Here is an 11,862-nt window from a genome sequence, read left to right as displayed (position 1 = left end):
GGCGTAGTGGGATGGATCAAAGGGCGCTTTTAAACATCGATGCTCAGCGCAAGCGCTCGGCGAGCCAGACGCCGATGTCGCGAATTTCTTCGGGTAACACTTCGTGACCCATTGGGTACTCCTGCCATGTCACGGTGACACCACGCAGCTTCAAATGCTCGTAGGCGCTGCGCCCCATCGAGTTTTGCACCACATCGTCGTACTGGCCGTGCATCGACAGCACCGGGATCCGCTGCTGGCTGGCGGACAGTTGCAGTTCGTCGCTGAAGGTCGGTGCATAAGTAGAAAGGGCAACTACGCCACCCAGTGGTCCCTGCCATTTCAGAAACGCGGTGTGGAAAACCACGGCACCGCCTTGGGAAAAGCCTGCCAGGAAGATCCGCGAGGCGTCTATTCCGCTGGCCTTCTGCGTTTCGATCAGTTCGATGATCCAGTTGGTCGACTCTTCCAGTTGCTCGCGATTGATCGCGCGCGCCGGGCTCATGGCCAATATGTCGTACCAGCTCGGCATCTCGTAACCGCCGTTGATGGTCACGGCGCGGTTCGGTGCCTGGGGCAAAACAAAGCGGGTGCTCAACAGGGTTTCCTGCAGGGCTTCGGCCACCGGCAGGAAGTCATAGCGGTCGGCGCCCAGGCCATGCAGCCAGATAACGCAGGCGTCTGCGGTCTTGACGGGTTCAAGAATCAAGGGGTTGGTCATGGCTGCTCCAATGTTGTGCGTGCGCGCACATAAAAGTGCGTGATCAAAGTGCGCGTCAGGTTGATCCGTTAAGAAAGTGTCGCAAGCGTACAAGTTTTGCTATTGACCTGCAGCTGAACCGCTTCGGCGAGCGGTGTGGTACGGGCTTTGCTATGGAGAAACGGTGCAACACATCTCGCGCCCGGCGGTAACACTATCAGTGTACTGCCGACTGTGGGATAGCAATGAATCCGGTGATGGATGTTCGCCAAGGGCCGCTACGGGGCTTCGCGAACGTGAAAGGGCTACAGCCCGTTCGGCCGACTGGTGAGAGTGAGTTTTCCATGACGTGGATTTTCTCCTACTAGACTCATAGCTAACGTCTTACGTCGGTTGACCCCAAAACAAGCCAACACGGGTCGACTACGCCTCAAAAGGGTGCGACAGGACTCACGCTCCGACACAACAAGAGCAAAACTGGAGGTTTGAATGAAGATGTTGAAATCCACCCTGGCTATCGTGACTGCAGCCGCAGTACTCGGTGTCAGCGGGTTTGCCCAGGCGGGCGCAACCCTGGATGCAGTGATGAAGAAAGGTTTCGTGCAGTGTGGCGTCAGCGATGGTCTGCCAGGCTTCTCGGTTCCGGATTCCACCGGCAAGATCGTCGGTATCGATGCTGACTACTGCCGTGCAGTAGCGGCGGCTGTCTTCGGCGACGCGACCAAGGTCAAGTTCAGCCAGTTGAACGCCAAGGAGCGCTTCACCGCGCTGCAATCCGGCGAAATCGACATTCTGTCGCGCAACACCACCATGACCAGCTCCCGTGATGCGGGCATGGGCCTGAAATTCCCGGGCTTCATTACCTACTACGACGGCATCGGCTTCCTGGTAAACAACAAGCTGGGCGTCAAGAGCGCCAAGGAACTGGACGGTGCAACCATCTGCATCCAGGCCGGTACCACTACCGAACTGAACGTTTCCGACTACTTCCGCGGCAACGGCCTGAAATACACCCCGATCACCTTCGACACCTCCGACGAAAGCGCCAAGTCGCTGGAATCCGGTCGTTGCGACGTACTGACCTCGGACAAATCCCAGCTGTTCGCCCAGCGCAGCAAGCTGGCTTCGCCGAAAGACTACGTGGTTCTGCCGGAAACCATTTCCAAGGAACCTCTGGGCCCGGTCGTGCGTAATGGCGACGACGAGTGGCTGGCCATCGTGCGCTGGACTGGCTACGCCATGCTCAACGCTGAAGAAGCCGGCATCACTTCGAAGAACGTCGAAGCCGAAGCCAAGGGCACCAAGAACCCTGACGTTGCCCGTCTGCTCGGCACCGACGGTGAATACGGCAAAGACCTGAAAGTGAAGAAAGACTGGGTCGTGCAGATCATCAAGCAAGTCGGCAACTACGGCGAAGTGTTCGAGAAAAACCTCGGCAAGGGCACTCCGCTGGAAATCGACCGCGGGCTGAACGCTCTGTGGAACGCTGGCGGCATTCAATACGCACCACCAGTGCGCTGATGGTTCTATCACCCGGTGGGCCAACCACCGGGTGATGTTCTGTTCCATTATTTCCGGGGCACTTCATGCAAAATTCAATCGGCGCACCAAAGCAGAGGCTCAGCCTCAGCGATCCACGCGTGCGTGCTTGGGTATTCCAGATCATCACGATTATCGCGGTGGTCTCGCTGGGCTGGTATCTGTTCGATAACACCCAGACCAACCTGCAACACCGGGGCATTACCTCCGGTTTCGACTTTCTGGAGCGCAGTGCCGGTTTCGGCATCGCTCAACACCTGATCGACTACACCGAAGCGGACACATACGCCCGGGTGTTTGTCATCGGCCTGCTCAACACCCTGTTGGTGACCTTCATCGGCGTGATCCTGGCGACGATCCTGGGGTTCATCGTCGGCGTGTCACGGCTGTCGAAGAACTGGATCATCGCCAAGGTAGCGACGGTGTATGTGGAAGTCTTCCGCAACATTCCGCCGCTGCTGCAGATCCTGTTCTGGTACTTCGCGGTGTTCCTGACGATGCCGGGGCCGCGTAACAGTCATAACTTTGGCGACACCTTCTTTGTCAGCAGCCGTGGCCTGAACATGCCGGCGGCGTTGATGGCGGACGGTTTCTGGCCGTTTGTGACCAGCGTTGTCGTCGCCATCGTCGCCATCGTGCTGATGAGCCGCTGGGCGACCAAGCGCTTCGAAGCCACCGGTGTGCCGTTCCACAAGTTCTGGGTTGGCCTGGCGATGTTCCTGGTGATCCCTGCGCTGTGCGCGCTGATTTTCGGTGCACCGGTGCACTGGGAAATGCCGGAACTCAAGGGCTTCAACTTCGTCGGTGGCTGGGTGTTGATCCCGGAACTGCTGGCGCTGACCCTGGCCCTGACGGTGTACACCGCGGCGTTCATCGCCGAGATCGTGCGTTCGGGCATCAAGTCGGTCAGCCATGGCCAGACCGAAGCGGCGCATTCCCTCGGCCTGCGCAACGGTCCGACCCTGCGCAAGGTGATCATTCCGCAAGCCCTGCGCGTGATCATTCCACCGCTGACCAGCCAATACCTGAACCTGGCGAAAAACTCCTCGCTGGCGGCCGGTATCGGTTATCCGGAAATGGTCTCGCTGTTCGCCGGGACCGTGCTCAACCAGACCGGCCAGGCGATCGAGGTGATTGCCATCACCATGAGCGTGTACCTGGCGATCAGTATCAGCATTTCCCTGCTGATGAACTGGTACAACAAGCGCATTGCGCTGATCGAGCGGTAAGGAAAAGCGCATGAGTACTCATACTTTCAAACCTGACATGCCGCCACCGAACCGCAGCATCGGTGCGGTGGCGTGGATGCGCGCGAACATGTTCTCCAGCTGGCTCAACACCCTGCTGACCCTGTTCGCGTTCTACCTCATCTACCTGGTGGTACCGCCGATCCTGCAGTGGGCGATCCTTGACGCCAACTGGGTCGGCACCAGCCAGGCTGACTGCACCAAGGAAGGCGCCTGCTGGGTGTTCATCCAGCAGCGCTTCGGCCAGTTCATGTACGGCTACTACCCGCCGGTACTGCGCTGGCGCGTGGACCTGACGGTGTGGCTGGCGATTGTCGGCGTGGCGCCGTTGTTCATCTCGCGCTTTCACCATAAAGCGGTGTACGGGCTGAGCTTCCTGGTGCTGTACCCGATCATTGCCTGGTGCTTGCTGCATGGCGGCGTATTGGGGCTGGACGCCGTGGCGACCAGCCAGTGGGGCGGCCTGATGCTGACCCTGGTGATCGCCACCGTCGGCATCGCCGGTGCGCTGCCGCTGGGGATTGTCCTGGCCCTGGGCCGTCGTTCGAACATGCCGGCGATTCGCGTGGTCTGCGTGACCTTCATCGAATTCTGGCGCGGCGTGCCGTTGATCACGGTGCTGTTCATGTCCTCGGTGATGCTGCCGTTGTTCCTGCCTGAAGGCATGAACTTCGACAAGCTGCTGCGGGCGTTGATCGGCGTGATCCTGTTCCAGTCGGCCTACGTGGCTGAAGTGGTGCGCGGCGGTCTGCAAGCGATTCCCAAAGGTCAGTACGAAGCAGCGGCAGCGATGGGCCTGGGCTACTGGCGCAGCATGGGTCTGGTGATTCTGCCGCAAGCCCTGAAGCTGGTGATCCCCGGCATCGTCAACACCTTCATTGCGCTGTTCAAGGACACGAGCCTGGTGATCATCATCGGCCTGTTCGACCTGCTCAACAGCGTCAAGCAAGCCGCCGCCGACCCGAAATGGCTGGGCATGGCCACCGAAGGCTACGTGTTCGCCGCCCTGGTGTTCTGGATTTTCTGTTTTGGTATGTCGCGCTATTCCATGCATCTGGAACGCAAGCTCGACACTGGCCACAAGCGCTAAGTCGCTACCTAATTTAGGAAGTTTTGTGATGAGCGAAGCAATCAAACAGCCTGTGAGCCCTGAAGGCATTATTCAGATGCAGGGCGTGAACAAGTGGTACGGTCAGTTTCACGTACTCAAGGACATCAATCTCAACGTCAAGCAGGGCGAGCGTATCGTGCTGTGCGGCCCGTCGGGTTCCGGAAAATCCACCACCATCCGCTGCCTCAACCGTCTGGAAGAGCACCAGCAGGGCCGCATCGTGGTCGATGGCGTGGAGCTGACCAACGACCTCAAGCAGATCGAAGCGATCCGTCGTGAAGTCGGCATGGTGTTCCAGCACTTCAACCTGTTCCCACACCTGACCATCTTGCAGAACTGCACGCTGGCGCCGATGTGGGTGCGCAAGATGCCCAAGCGCAAGGCCGAGGAAATTGCCATGCACTACCTGGAACGCGTACGCATTCCGGAGCAGGCGCACAAGTACCCGGGGCAACTGTCCGGCGGTCAGCAACAGCGTGTGGCGATCGCTCGCGCGCTGTGCATGAAACCGAAGATCATGCTGTTCGACGAACCGACCTCGGCACTCGACCCGGAGATGGTGAAAGAGGTACTGGACACCATGATCGGCCTGGCCGAAGACGGCATGACCATGCTCTGCGTGACCCACGAAATGGGCTTCGCCCGCACCGTGGCCAACCGCGTGATCTTCATGGACAAGGGCGAAATCGTCGAGCAGGCTGCACCGAACGACTTCTTCGACAAGCCGCAGAATGAACGCACCAAGCTGTTCCTGAGCCAGATCCTGCATTGATTGGTCTGTGACAGTCTCAAAGAGCCCCGCCGATTGATCGGTGGGGCTTTTTTTTATTTTTGCGTTTCAGCCTGCGGTTTTGCCGCGCTCCAGTGCCAATTGCACTGCCCGCAGGGCATTGAGACGACCATGACCGTAGTAATGACTGTGGCCGTTTGGGTCGTATTGACCGAGGGGGCCGTCGTCGGCGTGGCTGATTTTGTCGCAGCAATCGGCGAGGAGCTGTCGAACCTGCTCGCGGTCCAGTGCCGGGTTGACCCCTAGTACCAGAGCTGCCACGCCCGCGGCTCCAGGGCAGGCGCTGGAAGTGCCGCTGAACAATTCGGTGTAGGCAGCATTGATCGGATCGGCAAACTGGCCGCTCAGATCCGTGGTTCGAATACCTCGGGTCTGGGGGACTGAGGTGGCGGGTTTAAACTTTGGATCCGGGTGTGGCTGGTCCCCGCTGGGAAAGCAACACCACAGTGCTTTACCGTAGTCACTGTAGGCACTGCGACGATTTTGATCATTGCAGGCACCCACGGCAATAACCATGGGATGGCTGGCATAGCCATCGTTGTCCACGCTCTCGTTGCCATTGCCGGCACCAAAAAAGATGACGCAGCCTTTAGCCTGGCGGCCCTTGGTCGCGGCGTACTCTATGGCCAGGCGGGTACTCGCGGCCAGCGGAAACTCCTGAGAGTGTCTCGCGTCGGTAGGGTCAGCCCAATGTCCTTCCGGCGGCCCCCAACTGCAGGAAATGATATCGGCCCCTTGGTCCGCGGCCCAGAAAAACGCGTCTGCTTCGGCCCGGGTGCCTAGTGGCCTGGTCAGTTTCAACGGCATGAGACTGGCTCGAGGGGCCACGCCGCTGACGCCGGCTTCACCATTGGCGCATGCAACACCGGCGGCCGCAGTCCCGTGGCGCTCAAGGGGATTTTTCGGCCGTGGGTCTTGACTGGCGTTACGACGGTCAAAGTTTTTCGCGCCGATGATTTTGCCGGTACCGGCGAACTCGGGGTGATCGATATCAAAGGCATCGTCGATGATCGCGATCACGATGCCTTCACCCAGGGCCAAGGCATGGGCTGCCTCGACATTGGCGCTGGCATCGACCTGAGCTTGATAGGTGACGGTGGTTTTCTTCAGGTGCCATTGGTTGTCATGGATCGCCCGGCGTTGCCCAGGACGCAGTATTTCCGGGTGGCAGTAGTCGACGTCCTGACGTTCGAGCAATTGAAGGGTGAATGAGCAGACTTCAGTGCCGCGACAATGTGTGTGATGTACGAAGAAGGCATTGGTCGCGTAGGGAGCCTGCTGTTTGATGGTCAGACCCAACTCATCGAGGATACCCAGGCACTCTGTCGCAGTGAGTCGATCGACGAATTTCAGGAAAATGTTTTCGGTGTAGAAAACAGGTTCCCGGGTATGAGGATCGACCAGAGCACTGCCGGCGAAGCGTACGTCTGGTAGCTCGCGCAGCAACGCCTTGCATTGGCGGACGTCCGAATTGTCCGGCAGTTTGAATAGCTGAACGTCGGCGTCCTCGATGTGCAGTACCAACTCACTGTTGGCCAATGCCTGTCGAGCTTTTTCGCAGCGTAACGTCTCATCAAGCTTGCTCCCGGCCTGACTGCGTACAACGAGCAGTTGCCGATCCTTTTCCAGTAAAAAACGGCGGCTGTGCTTCTTGCCGAAAATGACTTCTTCCATTGGCTGCTCCCATTCCCTTTGGATATTCGAGCGTAAGTGCCCGCATTCAAAGTCCGAAAGTCTGATGGTCTGTCTCAATTTCAGATGTCAGCTCTTTCGTGTGGCCTGGGTGGGAAATCACTTTCAGTCGTCAGGAATTTCATCTTCTGCCTTAAGGAGACTTCAGGCTTCAGGGTGAGACGCGAGAGAGGGTGGCTTGCCTGATTGGATGAAGCTGACTACCATGTCAGAAAATTCATCCTATGATTGGATGAAAGAGCGAATTCCATGTCTGAAATCTCTCCATTAGTAAAACGATCCTTGGTTGATCAGGCTCTGGACCAGTTGCGCCTGCGCATCAACCAGGGCGTGTGGGTCGTGGGCCAGCGTTTGCCCACCGAGCCTGAATTGTCGGCGGAGCTGGGCATCAGCCGCAACACCGTGCGCGAAGCCATGCGGGTGCTGGCGTTTTCCGGGTTGATCGAAATTCGTCAGGGTGATGGCAGTTACCTGCGGGCAGTGGTCGATCCACTGGACACGCTCAAGGCGCTATCACGCTGTTCTCTTGAACAGGCTCGCGAAACCCGGCACATCCTCGAAGTCGAGGCCATCGGCCTGGCAGCCATGCGCCGCACCGATGAAGACCTGGTGGCATTGCGCGAGGCACTGGGTGTCAGCGGTAGCCACTATCACGGCGATCTCGACACCTATATCGCCTGCGATCTGGTGTTTCACCGCCGCCTGGTGGACGCCGCGCACAACCCGACGCTCAGCGAGTTGTATCGCTATTTCTCCAGCATCGTCGGCGCGCAATTGCGTCAGACCCTGAATATCGTCCCGCGCCGCCAGGAAGTGTTCGACCTGCACATCGAGTTGCTCGATGCCGTCGAGCAACGCGACCCGGAACGGGCCAAAGCCCTGTCGAGGCAGTTGATCAATGAACCTTGAAACCGAGAAGTCCATGCACCGCAGTGATTTATCCACAGCCCCAAAGCTTTCGGCAGAGCTGGAAGAGCTGCTGATCGACGCCGAGGCCGATGACGAACAGGTCCAGCAAACCCACCCGGTTCTGCGCCGGCCGTGGTTGTTGCTGCTGGGCCTGATTCTGGTGGCGCTGAACCTGCGCCCGGCGCTGTCGAGCATGGCGCCGATGCTCAGCGAGGTCTCGAAGTCCCTTGGCTTGTCGGCGTCCGCGGCGGGATTGCTGACCACGTTGCCGGTGCTTTGCCTGGGCCTGTTTGCGCCATTGGCACCCGTGCTGGCGCGGCGATTTGGTGCGGAGCGGGTGGTGCTGGGCATTCTGTTGACCCTGGCGGGCGGGATCATCCTGCGCAGTTCGTTCGGTGAGATCGGCCTGTTTGCCGGCAGTGTGCTGGCCGGTGCCAGCATCGGCGTGATCGGCGTGTTGCTGCCGGGCATCGTCAAGCGCGATTTCCCGAAACAGGCCGGGACCATGACCGGTGTCTACACCATGGCCCTGTGCCTGGGCGCGGCGATGGCGGCAGGTGCGACCGTGCCGCTCAGTGAGCATTTCGACAAGAGCTGGGCGTTGGGTCTCGGCTTCTGGGTTATTCCGGCATTTGCGGCGGCACTGTTCTGGTTGCCGCAAGTCGGCCAGAAACACGGCGCGCACAACGTCGCCTATCGCGTTCGGGGATTGCTGCGCGATCCGCTGGCCTGGCAAGTGACCTTGTACATGGGCTTGCAATCGTCCCTGGCCTACATCGTGTTCGGCTGGTTGCCGTCGATCCTGATCGGTCGCGGCCTGACCCCGACCCAGGCCGGACTGGTGCTGTCGGGTTCGGTGATCGTTCAACTGGTCAGTTCCCTCGCCGCGCCATGGCTGGCGACACGCGGCAAGGATCAGCGCCTGGCGATTGTGATCGTGATGGCCCTGACCCTCGGCGGTTTGTTCGGTTGCCTGTACGCCCCGATTGAAGGTCTGTGGGGCTGGGCGATCGTGCTGGGGTTGGGGCAGGGCGCCACGTTCAGCCTGGCATTGACCCTGATCGTGCTGCGCTCGCGGGATTCCCACGTTGCGGCGAATCTGTCGAGCATGGCCCAGGGCTTCGGTTACACCCTGGCGTCCATGGGGCCGTTCGCGGTCGGTATCGTGCATGACCGGACCGGCGGCTGGACAGCCGTGGGCTGGATTTTTGGCGTCATTGGCCTCGGTGCGATCATCGCCGGGCTCGGTGCCGGCCGTTCGCTGTACGTTCAGGTACAAAGCGAGAAAGTCTGAAGTACGGCGCTACAGGTAAACAATCTCCAGCGTCGCCTTGCCATCGATTTGTACATCGGTGCTCAGGTCCAGCTCGGAGGTTGGCGCAATAACGGTTTCGACGATGACCCGGCTCGTCAGATGGCGGATTTCGATCGGGCCGGCGTTGCTTCCTGCTCTGTCGGTGAAGCCCAGATAGCTCCTGGCAGCAATGGGTATGGGGCGGTCGTTCGATGTACTCCAGGCCAAGCCACCGGTGGTCGAATCGGTGCGAAAGACCTGCGACAGGTCGTCCACGACTGTATTTTCAGGATTGAAATTCAATGAATACAAGCCGATTTTGTTGCCGCTGCCGTCGTAGTCCAGACCGTAATAAATCTGACTGTTGACGATGGCCGAGCCCTCGCGGTTGTCACGCATGAGCAGGGCGAAGCGGCCGGGGGTCGTGCACTGGATGCTGAAGTCGAGTGCCTGGTCACGCAGCCGCGTGCGCTTATCGACATTCAGATCCCACCGGGGGACTTTTCCAAAGTCCACGAGGCCGCTGTTGGACAGGCTGGGTGTGCAGGCCAGTGGGGTGATGAAGCCTTTGACGGTCAATTCAACGGACGACGCGGCGAGGGCATGAGGCGCCAGGCCAATCAACCCTGTGAGCGCGAGTGCTGCGAAGTGATTTTTCATCCATGGATGCTCATTCATTTGAGTGGGTTGTCCCTGCAGGCGCTGAACCGCTCACGTTTGCTGACGCTGAGAGCGGTTCAGCGTCATGACTTTACTTGTACCAAACCTCAATCGTTGCGAGGCCGTCGATAGGGACTTCGCTGTCTATGGTCAAGTTATCTCTACCGGCAATGTAGGTGTTGATTTCCAGGTCCATGGTGAGATCCTTGACGTCAATTCGCGTGGAGTGATCACTGGTAGCGGCAACCGATGACTGATTGCCTTTCATTATGCGGTCTTGCTTGATCCAGTTTGCCCCGCCATCAGTAGAGCCAATCGCCTGTACCTGGTTTGTATCTGCGATGGAATCTTTGATCGTTATATCAAAGAAGCCGAGTTTTTCATCTTTAGGGGTCAATCCCACGCCAAAGTAATCGCCTAGTCCTGCTGCAGTACCTGGCCTGTTATCGATCGGGTTAAGCATGAATAGCATCGACTCACTGCACGCCATGGTCAGTTGCATCGCTGTCGTATTTATCAAGGTGTTGTTGGTGGGATGAAGGTCATTCACCGATTTCTTGCCGATGTCGACAATCCCCCCACTAGCCAAGCTGATATCACAAGCGGCCGGCGTGATGCTGCCCGTGACAGTCAGGTCAGTATGCGACGCCGCAAGGGCATGCGGTGCGGCGCAGATCAGTGCGGTGGTTGAAAGTGCTGCAAAGTACTTTTTCATTTTTTTACTCACTTTTGTGGTTGTTTTCCTGACTGGTCCGAGAGGCTTGCTTCGCCCCGTTTTCCGCAGGATTGGGTTGGGTGTTACAAATAAATAATTTCGATCGTCCCCGCGCCATCGAGATCGATGGCGCTGCTCAAGTCCAGGCTATTGGTTGGTGCAATGACGGCGTCGACGGTCAAGGTAGTGCTGAGGTTCTGGATCGGGATCGGGCCCGAGCCAGTGCCGACAGTGTCGGTAAAGCCCAGGTAACCGGTTTTTCCGATTGAGCGTGCGTTGATGCTGGACGTATTCCAGGCCGCGCCAGCGGTAGTGGAGTGGGTTTGATAAAGGCTGGCAAAACTGTCGGCCCTGGCGCCGGTCGGTTCGACGCTCACTGAATACATGCCGATCTTGTTGTTGCGGTTGTCGGTGCCCAGACCGTAGTCACTGTCGCTGCTGACCGTTGCCGAGCCTGAGCGGTTGTCGTGCATGCTCAGGGCGAATGCGGTGGGCGCATCGCAGCTGACACTCAACGTCAGGGACTTGGGCGGCAGGCGAGTGCTTGTGTCAGTGTTCAGGTCGTTTCTGGACAGCGTGCCGAAGTCGACCACGCCACCGTCGGACAGCGTTGGCTCACAGGCCGCCGGAGCGAAACGGGCACGCAAAGTAATCTCCGGGGTGCGCCCGATAGCCACTGCATCGAATACACCGGAGGTCTGCCAGGTGACCGCGTCGCGCACTTGCAGCCCGTGCTCTTGAACCCACGCAGTCAGCTCAAGCTGCGCCGAGAATTGACGGCCCTGTAATGGCATGCCGGCGAGTACGGGAACGATCCCGTGCGCCGGTCGCCAGATCAGGCTCGACGCCGTTTCTGCGGGCGATTGACCGACTCCGGCAATCAACCCGATCGCTACCGGTTGACCATCCAGCACCGCTTCACGAATACGGATCTGATAGCTGCCGCGTTCAGCAAAGTGAAAACGTTCGGCATTCTCGGCCAGGGCCCGATAAAACAGACTCATATCGGTGGGATGTGAGCAGTTCAGGCTCAGACTCAGCTGACGCTCGCCCAGGTTTCGCTCCGGGGCCGAATCGGGGCGAAGCGCCCGGTTCATCAGCCCGTAATCGAGCAATGGCTGGCTCAGGTTGAACTGGCAGTCGTCAGCGGACGCCGAGGCGAACGAGGTGAATCCGCTCACTGCCAGGGACATGAGGGTTGGCAGCCAATAACCAAATGGATTCAT

11 protein-coding genes are annotated in these 11,862 nt (G+C 59.0%); 6 read left to right on the top strand and 5 right to left on the bottom strand.

Translation table 11 applies throughout. The features are described 5' to 3' along the window. Positions 1–43: 43 nt before the first annotated feature. Entirely contained in the window at positions 44–700 is a 657-nt protein-coding gene (locus AC3IT9_RS23930; protein WP_150726825.1) for an alpha/beta hydrolase, read from the bottom strand. A gap of 468 nt (positions 701–1,168) precedes the next feature. Here AC3IT9_RS23930 and AC3IT9_RS23925 point away from each other — a divergent pair, with 468 nt between their 5' ends. The 4 genes from AC3IT9_RS23925 (at position 1,169) to AC3IT9_RS23910 (ending at position 5,348) form a co-directional block, all read left to right on the top strand. Beyond that, positions 1,169–2,200 carry an amino acid ABC transporter substrate-binding protein gene (locus AC3IT9_RS23925; protein ID WP_046041975.1) on the top strand — a complete coding sequence of 344 codons (1,032 nt, stop codon included), beginning with the start codon at positions 1,169–1,171 and terminating at the stop codon, positions 2,198–2,200. Positions 2,201–2,265: 65 nt separating this feature from the next. Next, entirely contained in the window at positions 2,266–3,447 is a 1,182-nt protein-coding gene (locus tag AC3IT9_RS23920; protein ID WP_150754541.1) for an amino acid ABC transporter permease, read from the top strand. 10 nt (positions 3,448–3,457) lie between these two features. Next, the gene (locus AC3IT9_RS23915; protein WP_095943796.1) at positions 3,458–4,555 is read left to right on the top strand and encodes an amino acid ABC transporter permease; all 1,098 of its coding nucleotides are present in this window, start codon (positions 3,458–3,460) and stop codon (positions 4,553–4,555) included. 28 nt (positions 4,556–4,583) lie between these two features. Continuing rightward, positions 4,584–5,348 carry an amino acid ABC transporter ATP-binding protein gene (locus AC3IT9_RS23910; RefSeq protein WP_007989979.1) on the top strand — a complete coding sequence of 255 codons (765 nt, stop codon included), beginning with the start codon at positions 4,584–4,586 and terminating at the stop codon, positions 5,346–5,348. A 66-nt stretch (positions 5,349–5,414) separates the two neighbouring features. On the opposite strand, the gene AC3IT9_RS23905 is transcribed toward AC3IT9_RS23910, so the two are convergent. Further along, entirely contained in the window at positions 5,415–7,040 is a 1,626-nt protein-coding gene (locus AC3IT9_RS23905; RefSeq protein ID WP_489271164.1) for a S8 family peptidase, read from the bottom strand. Positions 7,041–7,307: 267 nt separating this feature from the next. Here AC3IT9_RS23905 and AC3IT9_RS23900 point away from each other — a divergent pair, with 267 nt between their 5' ends. Together AC3IT9_RS23900 and AC3IT9_RS23895 are read left to right on the top strand one after the other, a co-directional pair. Further along, positions 7,308–7,967, top strand: a complete 660-nt coding sequence (locus AC3IT9_RS23900) for a FadR/GntR family transcriptional regulator (RefSeq protein WP_008018586.1) — start codon at positions 7,308–7,310, stop codon at positions 7,965–7,967. Then, positions 7,957–9,261 (top strand): CynX/NimT family MFS transporter, encoded by a 1,305-nt coding sequence (locus AC3IT9_RS23895; protein WP_150759572.1) that lies wholly within the window; start codon positions 7,957–7,959, stop codon positions 9,259–9,261. Before AC3IT9_RS23900 ends, AC3IT9_RS23895 begins: the two co-directional genes overlap by 11 nt. Positions 9,262–9,270: 9 nt before the next feature. On the opposite strand, the gene AC3IT9_RS23890 is transcribed toward AC3IT9_RS23895, so the two are convergent. The 3 genes from AC3IT9_RS23890 to AC3IT9_RS23880 form a co-directional block, all read right to left on the bottom strand. Further along, positions 9,271–9,921, bottom strand: a complete 651-nt coding sequence (locus tag AC3IT9_RS23890) for a DUF1120 domain-containing protein (protein ID WP_489271163.1) — start codon at positions 9,919–9,921, stop codon at positions 9,271–9,273. A gap of 91 nt (positions 9,922–10,012) precedes the next feature. Continuing rightward, the gene (locus tag AC3IT9_RS23885; protein WP_489271162.1) at positions 10,013–10,636 is read right to left on the bottom strand and encodes a DUF1120 domain-containing protein; all 624 of its coding nucleotides are present in this window, start codon (positions 10,634–10,636) and stop codon (positions 10,013–10,015) included. A gap of 83 nt (positions 10,637–10,719) precedes the next feature. Further along, the gene (locus tag AC3IT9_RS23880; protein ID WP_489271161.1) at positions 10,720–11,862 is read right to left on the bottom strand and encodes a DUF1120 domain-containing protein; all 1,143 of its coding nucleotides are present in this window, start codon (positions 11,860–11,862) and stop codon (positions 10,720–10,722) included.

The organism is Pseudomonas sp. KH_046_1 (assembly GCF_057839025.1).
Note: the sequence above shows the minus strand (reverse complement) of the source record. Positions and strands in the feature narration are given on the sequence as shown.